We start from the raw sequence: 14,032 nt of genomic DNA, 5'->3' as shown, positions 1-14,032 counted from the left end.
CATTCTGTTGTAAGAGCAGAGCCTGTAAAACCGAAAAATGAAGCAGAAAATAGTGATCGATCAGCTTTGGAAACAGTAAATAATGATTCAGATAAAAAATATGAAGGTATTCCATTCCATAAGAATGCGGTGAAAATTGATTATGCTGATCGTGGATTGAGCGTAGAAGAATATCTTAATGTTATAGCGTATAGAGTTCCCTCTCTATGCGCTTTTTCCATTCTAGCTATCCAGATTCAATATCCGCCGTATGCAAACCAAAGCGGCCATCCTGGCGGTCTGCAAAAAAGAAGCGCAGCGTTTGGTCGACGGTTCGGAAAGCGATTTGCTCCCAGGGAATCTGCGCTTCTTTAAATAATCGGACTTCAAGACTTTCATCGCCAGCGCGCACATCCAGATCAATAAGCCGTGCGCGATAAAATAAATGCACCTGATGCGCGCGCACCACATTCAACAAAGAGAACAGCGGCAAAAGCTCAACCCGCGCGCCCGCTTCTTCGAGCGTTTCGCGCCGCGCTGCCTGCGCAGTGGTTTCGCCTAATTCCATAAAACCCGCCGGCAGCGTCCAGAAACCGTAGCGCGGTTCAATCGCGCGCCGGCATAGCAATACTTGATCGCCCCAGACAGGCAGGGCACCGACCACATTGCGGGGATTTTGATAGTGAATCGCGTGGCAGTGCGTACAGACAAACCGCGCCCGCTGATCTCCGGCAGGGATGCGCAGGATGACGGCATGGCCGCAGGCGGAACAGAATTTCATCAAGAATCGCGCTAGATCACTCAGTTTTTGCACCATCGAGTGTAGCATTCACAACGCATTCAACAGGTTCCAAGAAACCATGTCTTATCGTATTGATTCATCATTTGTGTCAGAAAATCAGGACGCTCGCGTTCAGATACTTGTCTTGCATTACACTGAAAATTCTTTTGAAAGAGCGCTGGAGCTGCTCACAAAGAAAGCGCATGGCGTGAGTGCGCACTATTTGATTCCTGAACAGGCAGCGGAAATGAGTCAGCCCTTTCCCGTCTACCAACTGGTTCCGGAGCATGGATGCGCCTATCACGCCGGCGTGAGTTTCTGGCAGGGCGCGCGGCTGCTCAACGCCAGTTCGGTCGGGATAGAAATGGCCAACCTGGGTTTTGCGCACGAAGATCAAGGTCTGCCTTTAATGGCGCGGCGGTGGATTCCTTATCCAGAAGCACAGTTTCAGGCGGTAGGCGCGCTTGCGCGGGAGATCGCCGCCCGATATCAGATCGCGCCGCATAGGGTTGTGGGTCATTCGGATATTGCGCCGCAGCGCAAAATTGATCCCGGCCCTTTGTTTTCATGGGAACGTTTATACCGGGAGTTTGGCGTGGGCGCATGGCCGGATGAAGACACGGTCGCGTTTTATACGCGCCATTTCCCCTATTCTGACGATATTCGCGCGCTACAGGGCAAACTGGCCGCTTATGGTTATGAAGCCGCGCAGGATGGCCGCTTCAATGAAGCGATGCAAAAGGTCGTCGCCGCGTTCCAGATACATTTCCGGCCCGCGCGCTACGATGGCGCGCTGGATATCGAAACGGCTGCGATTCTGGATGCCTTGCTGGAGAAATATCGGAACGCGCAAAGGCCGGAGCTGAATATTACATCCTGATGCCCTGTTTTCAAGGGCAATGAGCATGTATCAGAAAAAGGCTTTAAGCACCAGAGAGGCAACGCCAGCGGCAATAAAGCCGAGTATCCACTTCAGGAGTTTGAGTTCGCCATCGACTTTTGCAAATTTGATCTCCATATCATTGCGCAGGCCGCCAATTTCCCACCGCAACTCTTCCTTTGTCGCGCGCAGGTCTTCCTTTGTCGCCAGCTCCCTCAGATTCACTTTGCCAACGCGCTCGCTTGAATTCACGCACGCGTTATAGTTTGCCGTGACAGTGCTTATACTTTTTGCCGCTGCCGCAGGGGCACGGCGCGTTGCGGCTGACTCTGGGGACATTGTCAGATGGCTTGGGGAATTCGACCGCTTCCTGGTCACGGATGCCAAAGGCAAAGGCGCTGTCCTGCGCCGCATGCTGGAAGTGAAGATTTTCCGGCGCAGAGGCGTGTTGCTCAAACTGATCGATATCGTTTGGCGTATGAATTTTGACAGTGAGCAATAGCCGTGTGACCTCAAATTTGATCTCGGAGAGCAATTGTTCAAACAGATTAAAAGCCTCGCGTTTATATTCCTGTTTGGGATTCTTTTGCGCATAGCCGCGCAGATGAATGCCCTGACGCAAATGATCAAGCGCCGCCAGATGTTCGCGCCAGCGCGCATCCAGTATTTGCAGCATCACTGAACGCTCGAAGCTGTTAAAGTGTTCGCGCCCAAGCAACGCCACTTTCGCCTGATAGGCCTGCTCCGCCGCGCTGAGCGCTGCCTGTTCAATGCGTTCGGCGCCATGCAGATCGGCCTCATGAATCCGCTGTGCAAGATTCAGTTCCAGATGCCAGTCATCGCGCAGCGCCTGCTCAAGACCGGACAGATTCCATTCTTCCTCAATGCTCTGAGGCGGTACAAAGGCGCGCACCCGCTCGCTCAATACATCTTCGCGTATCGCGGCAATCGTGTCCGAAATTTCGCCCGCTTCAAGCAATTCGTTACGTTGCTGATAAATGACGCGGCGCTGGTCATTCGCTACATCATCATATTCGAGCAACTGTTTGCGCATATCAAAATTGTGCGCTTCAACGCGCCGTTGCGCCGATTCAATCGAGCGCGTGACGATGCCCGCCTCAATCGCCTCGCCGTCCGGCATTTTGAGCCGCTCCATCATCGCGCGCACGCGCTCGCCCGCAAAAATGCGCAGCAGCGGGTCTTCGAGCGACAGATAAAAGCGCGAAGAGCCTGGATCGCCCTGACGGCCTGCGCGCCCGCGCAGTTGATTGTCGATTCGGCGAGATTCGTGCCGCTCGGTGCCGACGATATGCAAACCGCCGGCGGCAACGACCTGGTCGTGCAATGCTTGCCATTCCGAATGCAGTTGCGCGATCCGGCGCGTTTTCTCTTCCACAGACAGGCTTTCGTCGTTTTCAATCAGGCTCGCCTGTTTTTCCACATTGCCGCCCAGCACAATATCCGTGCCGCGACCGGCCATATTGGTTGCAATGGTGATTTTTCCAGGGCATCCCGCCTGCGCGATGATCTCCGCCTCGCGCGCGTGCTGTTTGGCATTAAGCACCTGATGCGGCAGCCGCTCGGCGTTCAGCAGTGCAGAGAGATGTTCTGAATTTTCAATCGAGGTGGTGCCGACCAGCGCCGGCTGGCCGCGTTCATAACACGCCCGGATATCCCGAATGACGGCCGCGTCGCGCTCGCTCGCGCTTTTGTAGATTTGATCTTGCCGATCAATGCGCCGGTTGGGCCGGTGAGTCGGGATAATGACCGTTTCCAGTCCATAGGTTTGCTGAAATTCATACGCTTCCGTATCCGCCGTGCCGGTCATCCCGGCCAGCTTTGAGTACATGCGAAAATAATTCTGGAAGGTAATCGACGCGAGCGTCTGGTTCTCCGGCTGGATGCGGACTTTTTCCTTGGCCTCAACCGCCTGATGCAGACCCTCTGACCAGCGGCGTCCGATCATCAGCCGCCCGGTGAATTCATCGACAATCATGACTTCGCCGTTCTGCACGACATAGTGCTGATCGCGGAAAAAGAGGGTATGCGCGCGCAGCGCGGCGTATACATGATGCATCAGCGTGATATTGTGCGCTGCGTACAGGCTTTCTCCGGCATTGAGCAGGCCCCATTGGGCCAGCAGCTTTTCTGCTTTTTCATGGCCGCTCTCGGTCAGAAAGACCTGGCGCGCTTTTTCATCGAGGGTGTAATCGCCCGGCACTTCAACGCCGCTGCCGTCCGCCTTTTCTTCACCGATTTGCCGTTTGAGCAGCGGCGGCAGCGCGTTCATCTTCACATACAGATCAGTATGATCTTCCGCCTGCCCGGAAATAATCAGCGGCGTGCGCGCCTCATCGATCAGAATCGAATCAACTTCATCGACAATCGCAAAGTGCAGCCCGCGCCCCACGCGCGCGCCCGTTTCATGCACCATATTGTCACGCAGATAATCAAAGCCAAACTCATTATTCGTGCCGTAGGCAATATCCGCCGCAAACGCCTGCTGTTTGCGCTGCGCGTCCATCTGCGCCAGATTCAGTCCGACCGATAAACCGAGAAACTGATACAGGCGCCCCATCCATTCGGCATCGCGCTGCGCAAGATAATCGTTCACTGTCACGATATGCACGCCCTGACCGGAGAGCGCGTTCAAATAAGCCGCGAGCGTTGCGACCAGCGTTTTGCCTTCGCCGGTGCGCATCTCGGCGATTTTGCCTTCGTGCAGCGCCATGCCGCCAATCAGTTGCACATCGAAATGGCGCATTTTCAGCGCGCGCCGGCTGGCTTCCCGGCAGGCCGCAAACGCTTCGGGCAATAGCGCGTCAAGCGCTTCTCCATTGGACGCGCGCTGCCGGAACGCCTCTGTTTTGGCGCGCAATGCTTCGTCTGACAGCGCTTGAAATTCTGGCTCAAGCGCATTGATCACCGCAACGGTCTTTTGATAGCGCTTAAGCAGCCGCTGGTTGCGGCTGCCAAAAATCTTTTGAAGAAGTCCGATCATGCGCAGTTGAGAATTTTTCCAGAATACGGAAGAATACGGAATTTAAAGGGACGCAGTTTATCATGCGCATCGATGATCAGCGTGCGTTGGCTGAATGCGCCGCTGTTCGCGCGGCGATTGTCAGCCGTACAAATTCATCCGTCGAGCATTTTCATGAAGTCGTCAGCCGTGATGATGGGAGGCACAAATTGATCAGAGAGGCAAAGTAAGTCTGCGTCGCCCGTTACAAGATAGTCGGCTTTGCCAGCCGTTGCGAGCTGCAGAAAGGGCAGATCAAAAGGGTCACGACATAAAGGCATTTCAAACGGTACATCGGATACGTGCACGGTTGTGCACCAAGGCAGATAGTCAGAAAGCAGTTCTTGCTGTTCAGCGGAAGTCAGTTTAAATTTTGGATAGGCAAATACGCGCATCAGTTCTGCAACGGTAGCTTTTGATACAAGTGGACGGCATCGACCATACTGCCAAGCCTGACGTAATGGAGTCAGCCGGCCTTGCGCAAATACAAGTGCAGAAAGAACAAGATTGGTATCGATGACCGCGCGAGGCAGTCGGCGGGCGCAGCTCATTTTCTGCGTAGAGGCTCAGAAGCTGGGGCTTGACGCGCCCATGCAACCGCATCTGCTATGTCTTGTTCTTGCAGGTTCAATTCTGCCAATTTAGCGCGCACCGCGTCACCGCGCTGGATACGCACCGGCGTCAAGATGATTTGTCCATTGCGGACTTCAATGTCGAAATATTCTGTTGCACCGACCGCAGTAGTGACGCGCTTAGGCAGCGTCAACTGATTTTTCGCCGTCATTTTGGTGAGCATCTGGTTTTCCTTAAATTTATAAAGTAAGAATTCCTTACATTATCGAACAGACAATAAAATATCAAGCCAAGTCATGCCTGCGATTCCTGTTCTATAGCCAAGCGCATTTAATTTGAGACAAGGAAGCAACCGCGAAGACAGTATGGGGACCGATGCGGGCGGAGCAGGTCTCCATCGCACAGCGATGGAGGCGACCCCGCAGCGGGACCATACGGCGAGCTTTGAAGCCGCCGTATCAGATGAAATGCGCTTGGCTATACCATTACTGGCGCGATCACCGCCTCATCCCAGTTGATAGACATCTCAGATCACCGTCGCGGCCAGCGCCGCGTTCACGCGGCTTGGAATCACAATCGGCGAGGACTGCATCATCAGATAGCGCTGCGGCGGGTCTTCGTTCAGCCACGTTTTCGGCGCATACGGCAGTGATTGATAATTGAACGCGGGGTCGAGTATCTGGCCATAGGCGCGCGTCCCCATCAAATCAGGCCCGGTCATCAGCACCACGCCGTCGGGCAGCATCGGCTGCTCCACGTTGGCCTCATCGACAAACCAGTCGTTGTACAGCCACAGGTTGTATTGCCCCCAGCGGCCCTTGTGCACCGCGCCGCACTCAATCTCCGCCCCTGGATTGGCCGTATTGCCCGCTGAATTGAGCAACGGAAAGATCAGCCCCGCCTGTTTATATACTAGTACGGCAAGGGACGCTGCGCCGACCCGCGCGGCTGCTCAAAACGCCTATACCAAGCGGCCGTCTGCTGCAATCCCTGATGCGGCGAATACGGCGGCGACCAGCCCAGTACAGTGCGGGCGCGCTCAATATCCAGTCTTAGAGGTTGAATCAGACGGTTGATTTGCGCGCCGCGCCCTGTGATGCGGCCAAGCGCCGAGAACAGGGCGACTGGACATCGCCACAAATGGGCGGGCGCACCGAGCGCTTCGCCGAGCGCGATTGAAAGCTCCGCAACGGATATATCCCGCCCATCGCTGACATGAAAAGTCCGGCCTGCGGCGGCGGGATGCGTTGCGCAGACCGCAAGCGCATTGGCCAGATTTTCAAGATAGATGAAACTGCGCGGGGCGCGCAGTTGCGCCAGCGGCAACGGCCAGCCGCGCGCAATTGCGCGCATCCATTTCAAAAAATTTGCGCGCACCTCCGGCCCGTAGACCAATGGCGGACGCACAATGACCATTTCCAGTCCGGTGCGCTGGCAAGCAGCGCGCAGCGCGACTTCCGCCGCATATTTGGAATGCCCATAAGGATCGGAAGGCGCGGGTGAATCGTCTTCACGCCAGGGCCGGCCCGGTTCGATTTCCCCAAGCGCTTTGATGCTGCTCACGAAAATAAAGCGCCTGGCGCCGGCGCGCGCGGCGGCGGCTGCGACGCGCAGCGTACCCGCCACATTGGTTTCGTGGCAGGCGGCGCGGAACCGGGGCGTATTTTCAGACGTTTCATGGACGCGCGCCGCAAGATGTACAACAGTCTCCAGCGGGGCGACGCGAACGCGCGGCATGATCGCGTCCTCAATATCCACAAAGTCTGTCTGCGCATGAATGTAGGCGATGCGCGCCTCGCGCTGAACCGGCGCGGCGCTAGAGCATTTTTCAGTGAGATTGCACAAGGAGCGAGCGCGAAGACAGTATGAACAATACGGCGAGCGCGAAGCGACACAGGGCAAGCCGCTGAAAAATGCTCTAGAGGACCGGACCAGCGCGAATACGGTATGCCCCGCCGCGCTCAGCGTTTGGCATACCGCCCTGCCGATAAAGCCGTTCGCGCCAGTGACCAGAATATTCATTCTACAATTTTATTTTTTGCTTGAAGACAGGAAGCGACAGACAGATGAGCTTCATATATATCCCGGAAATATTAGAGCCAATTTTACGCAATGTGTCGTCCAGCACACGCGATTTATCTCGCTGCTCGCTCGTGGACAGGCAATTTGCCAGACAGACCAAACCTCTGCTTGAGCATGCCGCGCTTAGAGAATCCGCTTCGCCCTGGTTGCGCAGACTGGCAGAGGCAGTGCCGCCTGAAAAACTGGGCAATCTGCGAGGCAACGCTTTTATCTTCCGGCGTTTGCTTGAAGGTTTCCGGCAGGAAGAAGCGCGCAGCCATGCGCAGGAAAAGCAGAGTCTGAAGAATCTGCTCAAGCCTCTGCAGTCGCAACTGTTGCCAAGCACGCTCTTACAGAAGGAAATCGACGCAATCGCTGATCAGGTGCTGGAAAGCGCGCCTACTGAACTTTCAGTAGAGCAGATGCGTGCGGAATTAAAGGAGGCGGGTTTTGAGCAGGAAATCGAATATCTCGAACGCAACGGGGAATTAAGCTGGACCAAAATCAATCATCTATACGCTAAAGGCGGCGTTCTGGCGCTTCTGAGAGCGCCAACTCCGGAGGCCCTCGATGCCTTCGCCCAAATTTCGGATGCGGATATTTCCGATGGCATTGTGGCGCTGATCGAACGTCAGCACCGGATGTCCGAGAGCAAAAAGCCGGAAGACTGCGCTGAAGCCAAGCGTGCAGCGGATGTGGCGAACAGAATGGCCCGGAGCGGTCCGTTTTTTGTGAATTATCCCGATCCATCCGGAAGGATTCCATTGCACTATGCATCTCAAGACGGGAAATTAACGCAGACCGTCCAGGATCTGGTCAATTACGGCGCGGATGTGTACTGGAAAAGCGATCTGGGCCAGATTCCGGCGCACACCGCCGCTTCAGCCGGACGTACGGATGCCCTCGAAATCCTGTTCAACACGGGCGGACTGGATGCGATCCATAGTCGCGACCATCAGGGATACACTCCGCTCAACTTTGCGGCTTTTAGTCAGGATGCAAGCCAGTTTCTGCAGGATAAAGGCGCGGAACTGCTCATGATATCGATCTCAAACCTGGTCTGAGCGGCGGTACGGGCAATACGAAATGCCTACGAATATGAACAACAAGCGTGCGCTCCGGGCTGTTCTGCTGGCGATACTGTGCATGAGCGCGGCGCTGTGCGCATCCGCGCAGCGCCTGACCCGTCGCGCGCAAACGGGGGCGCGCGTGCAGATTGTCTGCGCTGAAAAAGTCTATGGGGATGTGTTAGCACAGATCGGCGGCGATGCGGTGGAAGTATTTAGCATTCTGGGACAGCCGAACCAGGACCCGCATCTATTCGAGGCGGATGCCAGTGTTGCGCGGCGCGTTGCTCATGCGCAACTCGTTGTGTACAACGGCGCGGGTTATGACCCGTGGATGTCTCAACTGCTCGCCGCGTCCAGGTCGCCGCGGCGCGCGCAGATTGAAATTGCGCAATTGGCGGGTAAAAAAACGGGCGATAATCCGCATTTCTGGATGCTGCCAAACGCGATGTCCGCGCTGGCGCGCGCCGCGCATGCGGTTCTGGCGCGCGTTGATTCTGTTCGAAGCAGCGAATACGACGCGCGTCTTGCAGATTTTCTTGCTTCGTTAAAGCCGATTGAGCAACGCATTGCCACGCTGCGCGCGCGCGTTAAGGGCATGCCGATTACCGCCACCGAACCTCTGGCGGATTATCTGACGCAAGCGCTTGGCCTCCGGATGCGCAATGCGCGCTTCCAGCGCGCCATCATGAAGGGCAGCGAACCGAGCGTTGCCGATACTGCCGCTTTTGAAGACGATTTGCGCCAGAGGCGCGTCAAAGCGCTGATTGATAACGCGCAGACGACCAGCGGCCACGCGCGCCGCATGCTGAAGATTGCGCACGCCTCCGGCGTTGCGGTCGCGCCCTTCAGCGAAATACTTCCGGCGGGCATGACATATCAGCGTTGGATGCAGCGGCAGTTGGATGTGCTTGAACGCGCATTGTTCCCATAAATTAGGAGTGTCACACAGCCGCGCTGGCAAGGCGCGCCGACGCAGACAGTACAAAGTAGTACGGCAAGGAGGCGCAACGCCGCCAGCGTAGCTGTGTGACACTCCTGTAAATATTGAAGCGGCTGTGAATCCGAACATCATCGAGCTCTCTAATCTGAGCCTTAAAGCCGGCTGGCACACGGTGCTCAAGGCGGTCACGCTCTCCATCCGCGCCGGGGAGTTCATTGGCGCTTTAGGGCCGAACGGCGCGGGCAAAACGACGCTGATACGCGCTCTGCTGGGTTTAATTCAACCGTCTTCGGGCAGTATTCGAGTATTTGGCCAACCCGCTGCGCGCGGTCATCCGGCCATTGCCTATGTGCCGCAAACAGGCAGCGCGCTTGCCTGCCAGCGCTTATGCGGCTTTGATTTTGTGGCGAGCGCCGCGAACGGACGCCGCTGGGGCTGGCCGTGGATGAGCCGCAAGCAGCGCGCCGCGGTGTATAGAGCGCTTGAACAGACGGATGCAGGCGCATTTGCGCGGCGCGCGCTGGGCGAATTGTCCGGCGGCGAACGGCAACGCCTGCTGCTCGCTCAATGTCTGCTCGGCGAACCCAAGCTCTTGCTGCTCGATGAGCCTCTGATTGGCCTGGACCCGCCGCATCAACAACACATCATCGCGTTGATTCGCCGCATACAGCAATCGAGGCATCTCACTGTCCTGCTCAGCGCGCATGAGCTGAACCCATTGCTGCCCGCGCTCGACCGCGCGCTCTATCTCGGCAACGGCGCGGCGGCGCTTGGCGCTGTCGATGAAGTCATTACCGGCCCTGTACTGTCGCGGCTGTATGGCGCGGCAATCGAAGTGCTGCGCGTAGCCGGCCACATTTTCGTGATGGCGGATCATACGGAAATCGGCAAGGACGCGCATCGCCATGTTTGAATATGAGTTCATGCGTCATGCCTTTGCCGCCGCCGGTCTTGTGGCGGCAGTGTCCGGCAGCGTCGGTTTTTTTCTGACGCTGCGGCAACAAACATTTGCGGGTCACGCGCTCTCGCATCTCGGCTTCACCGGCGCGATGGCCGCAACGCTCGCCGGCATCGCGCCATTCTGGGGATTGATCGGATTTACGCTGGCGGCGGGATTGGCGATGGGCGCGTTGGATGAAAAACTGAGCGGTCGGGATGTCGCCATCGGCGTTGTGCTCTCCCTTTCTTTGGGCGTTGGCGTGCTGTTCATGGCGCTTTCCGCGCAGGCAGTCCAGGTGACAGCGCTGCTGTTCGGCAGTGTGCTGGGCGTCGATGCACCGACGCTCAAGATGCTCGCGTTGCTCAGCGCGTTTACGCTGATTGCGCTGGCGCTCATGCTGCGGCCTTTGCTCTTCTGCACGCTTCAGCCTGAACTGGCGCAGGCCAAAGGCGTGCCGGTGCGATGCGTATCGATGCTATTTCTGGCGCTGGTCGCGCTGACCGTGGCCGCGTGCACGCAAATAGTCGGCGCCTTGCTGGTGTTTATATTAATGGCCGGTCCGGCGGCCGCCGCGCAGAACTGGACAGTCCGCTGGAGCGCTGGCATTGCCCTGGCGGTGGTGTGCGCACTCGCCTGCGCGTGGGGCGGCATTGCATTGGCTTATCTGAGCAATTGGCCGACCAGCTTCTGGATCAGCGTGCTCAGCGCGCTTGCGTATGGCTTGAGCCTGTTGACTGGCCCGATGCGCATGTCTCATTTCCGAAATACTTCAGACTGAAAAAATTGCCCCGTGCGGGCAGCCAGGAAGGGATTCTCCAATAAGACAAGCAAATTATCCGCAGCACCCTGTCCCGATAAAGCGGGTATTGAAAATCTTTTCCCGACACGTAATAAAAGCGCGCGCCGTATTGTGTAAAACGGTGCAGTTCTGACTTCCGAAAGTACGGTTGATACGCTTCGAGCTGGGGTTTGCGCTTGTAGAAAATAAGGAAATTCCGATGATTCAAAGCGCGAAAGTCCGTCAGTAAATCATCCTGCCTTCCATGATAGGAACCTTCTCCGAACACCACAGTATAGAGGCCAAGGTCATTAAACATCAGGCTGGCGTCCGAGTAGCTGGGCGCCGCCAATACAGTGTGTTGTGAATCGCCCTTCAGAAAGGCGTGAATCTCCCGATGTTTGAAAAAATAGACTAAGCGATGCCAGGCGGAGGACGATAGAGGCAGTTTCTGCCACACGTTCAGCGGCAATAGGAACGCCAGCATTAGGACAAGCGTTTGCAATCCGCCGTACCAGGCGGTAAAACGCAGCGCGCCCTTTAATTTCTCTTTATCCAGATCAAGGCCGGCCCAGATAAAAACGGGCAGTATGAAAGCCAAAGGCCAATGCAGCCCAATCTCTCTAACGCTGCTCAGCGCCAGAAAGCATAATAAAGGAAGGCCCAGAAAACAGAGCGCCGGCTGCCGCAGTGAGAGACTCTTTTTGTACCTAGAGCATTTTTCAGCCAGCTTGCACAAGGAGCGAGCGCGAAGACAGTATGGGGACCGACGCGGGCGGAGCAGGTCTCCATCGCAAAGCGATGGAGGCGACCCCGCAGCGGGACCATACGGCGAGCGCATCGTTGCGCCGTGCAAGCCGCTGAAAAATGCTCTAATCAACTGCCAGCAAAAAAACGGGTTCACCAAATACACCAGCATCAAGAGATAGACGAGAAGGTTTTTATAACCCAGGCCCGTCACAAAGAAATTACGGTTGACCAGATTAAACAGAAGATTCGGCCAGCCGTGCTGGTAATTCCAATACAGGTTTTGAATCAGGAAAGGCAAGGCGCCGGCGGCCAATATCGCCAGTCTCTTCAAAGAAGCCCGGCCAGGGGAAAGGATCAGAAAGTAGACGCCATAACTGAAGGCCAGCAAACACGCAAAGTACTTTGACAAAAACGCAAGGCCCAGACACAGACCGCCTGCGATACACCAGGCATTATTTTGGGAACGCAACGTTTGCAGCACGCAAACGATAGACAGAAATGAAAAAATTAGCAGCGGGACATCGGTGGCAATCAGTACGCTCCAAAGGCTGATCGGAGACAGGATAAAAGCGCAACTGGCCAGCGCCGCCTTTTCGGCATCCTCCCGTTTTAAAAACGCATAGATCGCGCAACCTACAATGGGGGTGAGCAGCACGGCGGGCAGCCGCACGCTCAACGGATGCGCGCCTAGAAGCTGAAACAGATAGAGCAGCCAGCCGATCAAAGGCGGATGATCATAGTAGCCGCCGCTTAAAAAATGACCCCAGATGAAGTAATAGGCTTCGTCCGCCGTGATCGGCAGACTGAAGACCAGGATGAGCTTGATAGGCAGCGCAATCAGCAGCGCAGATCGCACAAAACGCCAAGGATGATTACACATCTGCGCGGCGCGCCCGCCAGCCGCCGCCGAGCGCGCGGTAGAGATCGACGAGATTTGCCCATCTTGCAAGATGCGCCGCAATCAACGCTTGCCGCGCAGCATATAAGTCTGTTTGCGCAGCGAGTACTCGCGCGTAACCGTCGATCCCGTGCTGATAACGCAGCGTCGAGAGTTTAAGCCGCCGCCGCTGCGCCGCGATTGTCTGTTCGAGCGCGGCGATGTGCTGCGCATCGGTCGCGCGCGCGGCGAGCGCGTCCGCTACTTCACGAAAGGCGGTTTGAATCGTCTTTTCGTACTGCGCAACCGCGATTTTTTTTCCGACGCGCGCAGCATCGAGCTGCGCCCGATGCGCGCCGCCTCTAAAAATCGGCAGCGCAATGTTGGGACTGAAGGCCCACGCCAATGCGCCCGCTTTGAACAGTCCGGAGAGCGCGGCGCTCGCCATTCCGTATTGGCCGGTTAAGGAAATGCTGGGGAAGAATGCGGCGCGCGCCGCGCCAATCTGCGCATTGGCGGCGCGCAGCATTTCTTCCGCCGCCATGATGTCCGGCCGGCGCGTGAGCAAATCAGAGGGCACACCGGCGGGCAAGTCGGCTAATATCCCTTGTGGGTCCAACGCTGCCGCAGGCGGCAAATTGTCCGGCAGCGGTTGTCCAAGCAGTAGGACGAGCGCGTTTTCTGCTTGGGCGCGGGCGCGTAATTGGTTTTGCTCGTTTGTGCGCGCTCGCGCTGCGGCGCTTTCAGCGTCAGTCAGATCGAGCGCGCTGGCAACGCCGGCGTCAACGCGCAGTTTGACCAAACGTTCGGATTCCAGCGCTGCGGCCAGCGCGTCTTGCGTCACTTTCAACTGTTCATCGAATGCGCGCAGCGTCAGATATTGTTTAGCGAGCTGTGCGACGAGCGCGATTTCAGCCGCGCGGCAGGCATGCGCGGTCGATAGATAGGCAGCGAGCGCGGCATCCTTCAAACTGTGCAGTTTGCCGAAGAAATCGATTTCCCACGCGATGCCCGCGCCGATGCTGTATTGGCCGCGCGTCATCGATTGGCCGGTCGGCGATACACTCTCTGGGATCCGGCTCCGCTCAGCGCCGCTTTGCACTTGAAGCGCCGGGATGAACGCAGCGCGGGCAATCTGGTACTGCGCGCGCGTTTGTTCGACTTTCAGCGCCGCGATGCGCAGATCGCGGTTGTTGCGCAGCGCGATGTCAATCAGCGCCTGTAAGCGCGGGTCAGCGAAAAAGTCACGCCAGCCGGTTTCTTCCGGTTTCGCCGCGCCAAAAGCAGGATAGTGCGCAGCAACGGGCGCTGCGGGACGCTGATAGCGCGGCTGCAGTGTACAGGCGCTCAGAAATGCAATCGCCGGAATCGCGTACAGGCGCAT

At 56.8% G+C, this 14,032-nt stretch carries 14 protein-coding genes; 5 read left to right on the top strand and 9 right to left on the bottom strand.

Annotation, left to right across the window (positions count from 1 at the left end):
* Positions 1–226 precede the first annotated feature (226 nt).
* Entirely contained in the window at positions 227–760 is a 534-nt protein-coding gene (locus CAGGBEG34_RS01630) for an NUDIX hydrolase (RefSeq protein WP_042687633.1), read from the bottom strand.
* On the opposite strand from CAGGBEG34_RS01630, the gene CAGGBEG34_RS01625 reads away from it, so the two are divergent.
* Positions 717–1,640: an N-acetylmuramoyl-L-alanine amidase gene (locus tag CAGGBEG34_RS01625; RefSeq protein ID WP_102033252.1), complete on the top strand. Its 924-nt coding sequence runs from the start codon at positions 717–719 to the stop codon at positions 1,638–1,640. The genes CAGGBEG34_RS01630 and CAGGBEG34_RS01625 overlap by 44 nt on opposite strands.
* Before the next feature lie 30 nt (positions 1,641–1,670).
* Here the strand turns inward: CAGGBEG34_RS01625 and CAGGBEG34_RS11555 are convergent, their stop codons facing one another.
* From CAGGBEG34_RS11555 to CAGGBEG34_RS01595, 6 genes are all read right to left on the bottom strand, one after another.
* Positions 1,671–1,892, bottom strand: a complete 222-nt coding sequence (locus tag CAGGBEG34_RS11555; protein WP_050009274.1) for a hypothetical protein — start codon at positions 1,890–1,892, stop codon at positions 1,671–1,673.
* Positions 1,893–1,899: 7 nt separating this feature from the next.
* Positions 1,900–4,641 carry a preprotein translocase subunit SecA gene (secA, locus tag CAGGBEG34_RS01615; RefSeq protein WP_006682154.1) on the bottom strand — a complete coding sequence of 914 codons (2,742 nt, stop codon included), beginning with the start codon at positions 4,639–4,641 and terminating at the stop codon, positions 1,900–1,902.
* 134 nt (positions 4,642–4,775) lie between these two features.
* The gene (locus CAGGBEG34_RS01610; protein ID WP_006682153.1) at positions 4,776–5,210 is read right to left on the bottom strand and encodes a putative toxin-antitoxin system toxin component, PIN family; all 435 of its coding nucleotides are present in this window, start codon (positions 5,208–5,210) and stop codon (positions 4,776–4,778) included.
* Positions 5,207–5,455, bottom strand: a complete 249-nt coding sequence (locus tag CAGGBEG34_RS01605; RefSeq protein WP_006682152.1) for an AbrB/MazE/SpoVT family DNA-binding domain-containing protein — start codon at positions 5,453–5,455, stop codon at positions 5,207–5,209. The genes CAGGBEG34_RS01610 and CAGGBEG34_RS01605 overlap by 4 nt, the downstream gene beginning before the upstream one ends.
* Before the next feature lie 303 nt (positions 5,456–5,758).
* On the bottom strand, positions 5,759–6,115 hold the full coding sequence (locus CAGGBEG34_RS01600; RefSeq protein WP_050009273.1) for a major capsid protein: 357 nt from the start codon (positions 6,113–6,115) through the stop codon (positions 5,759–5,761).
* A gap of 29 nt (positions 6,116–6,144) precedes the next feature.
* Positions 6,145–7,254, bottom strand: coding sequence for an NAD-dependent epimerase/dehydratase family protein (locus CAGGBEG34_RS01595; RefSeq protein ID WP_006682151.1), 1,110 nt, complete (start codon positions 7,252–7,254; stop codon positions 6,145–6,147).
* 92 nt (positions 7,255–7,346) lie between these two features.
* Between CAGGBEG34_RS01595 and CAGGBEG34_RS01590 the strand changes: the two genes are divergently transcribed.
* The 4 genes from CAGGBEG34_RS01590 to CAGGBEG34_RS01575 all read left to right on the top strand — a co-directional run bounded on the left by CAGGBEG34_RS01590 (position 7,347) and on the right by CAGGBEG34_RS01575 (position 11,021).
* On the top strand, positions 7,347–8,357 hold the full coding sequence (locus CAGGBEG34_RS01590) for an ankyrin repeat domain-containing protein (protein WP_203224817.1): 1,011 nt from the start codon (positions 7,347–7,349) through the stop codon (positions 8,355–8,357).
* 34 nt (positions 8,358–8,391) lie between these two features.
* Complete coding sequence (locus CAGGBEG34_RS01585; protein WP_006682149.1) at positions 8,392–9,294, top strand: metal ABC transporter solute-binding protein, Zn/Mn family; 903 nt, start codon at positions 8,392–8,394, stop codon at positions 9,292–9,294.
* A 124-nt stretch (positions 9,295–9,418) separates the two neighbouring features.
* Complete coding sequence (locus CAGGBEG34_RS01580; protein WP_006682148.1) at positions 9,419–10,216, top strand: metal ABC transporter ATP-binding protein; 798 nt, start codon at positions 9,419–9,421, stop codon at positions 10,214–10,216.
* Complete coding sequence (locus CAGGBEG34_RS01575) at positions 10,209–11,021, top strand: metal ABC transporter permease (RefSeq protein WP_006682147.1); 813 nt, start codon at positions 10,209–10,211, stop codon at positions 11,019–11,021. Before CAGGBEG34_RS01580 ends, CAGGBEG34_RS01575 begins: the two co-directional genes overlap by 8 nt.
* On the opposite strand, the gene CAGGBEG34_RS01570 is transcribed toward CAGGBEG34_RS01575, so the two are convergent.
* Both CAGGBEG34_RS01570 and CAGGBEG34_RS01565 read right to left on the bottom strand, forming a co-directional pair.
* Positions 10,945–12,720, bottom strand: coding sequence for an ArnT family glycosyltransferase (locus CAGGBEG34_RS01570; protein WP_042687517.1), 1,776 nt, complete (start codon positions 12,718–12,720; stop codon positions 10,945–10,947). The two genes, CAGGBEG34_RS01575 and CAGGBEG34_RS01570, sit on opposite strands and share 77 nt — an antisense overlap.
* Entirely contained in the window at positions 12,644–14,032 is a 1,389-nt protein-coding gene (locus CAGGBEG34_RS01565; RefSeq protein WP_006682145.1) for an efflux transporter outer membrane subunit, read from the bottom strand. The genes CAGGBEG34_RS01570 and CAGGBEG34_RS01565 overlap by 77 nt, the downstream gene beginning before the upstream one ends.

Origin of the sequence: Candidatus Glomeribacter gigasporarum BEG34 (assembly GCF_000227585.1) — a bacterium.
Lineage (GTDB): Bacteria > Pseudomonadota > Gammaproteobacteria > Burkholderiales > Burkholderiaceae > Glomeribacter > Glomeribacter gigasporarum_B.
The sequence above is the reverse complement of the archived record's forward strand: the minus strand, read 5'-3'. Positions and strand labels throughout refer to the sequence as shown.

What these genes read in the sequence shown, in the direction of transcription:
- CAGGBEG34_RS01625 (WP_102033252.1), top strand. Translation starts at nt 717, where the DNA reads ATGCGCAGGATGACGGCATGGCCGCAGGCGGAACAGAATTTCATCAAG.
- CAGGBEG34_RS01630 (WP_042687633.1), bottom strand. Translation starts at nt 760, where the DNA reads ATGAAATTCTGTTCCGCCTGCGGCCATGCCGTCATCCTGCGCATCCCT.
- secA (WP_006682154.1), bottom strand. Translation starts at nt 4,641, where the DNA reads ATGATCGGACTTCTTCAAAAGATTTTTGGCAGCCGCAACCAGCGGCTG.
- CAGGBEG34_RS01610 (WP_006682153.1), bottom strand. Translation starts at nt 5,210, where the DNA reads ATGAGCTGCGCCCGCCGACTGCCTCGCGCGGTCATCGATACCAATCTT.
- CAGGBEG34_RS01605 (WP_006682152.1), bottom strand. Translation starts at nt 5,455, where the DNA reads ATGCTCACCAAAATGACGGCGAAAAATCAGTTGACGCTGCCTAAGCGC.
- CAGGBEG34_RS01595 (WP_006682151.1), bottom strand. Translation starts at nt 7,254, where the DNA reads ATGAATATTCTGGTCACTGGCGCGAACGGCTTTATCGGCAGGGCGGTA.
- CAGGBEG34_RS01585 (WP_006682149.1), top strand. Translation starts at nt 8,392, where the DNA reads ATGAACAACAAGCGTGCGCTCCGGGCTGTTCTGCTGGCGATACTGTGC.
- CAGGBEG34_RS01575 (WP_006682147.1), top strand. Translation starts at nt 10,209, where the DNA reads ATGTTTGAATATGAGTTCATGCGTCATGCCTTTGCCGCCGCCGGTCTT.
- CAGGBEG34_RS01565 (WP_006682145.1), bottom strand. Translation starts at nt 14,032, where the DNA reads ATGCGCCTGTACGCGATTCCGGCGATTGCATTTCTGAGCGCCTGTACA.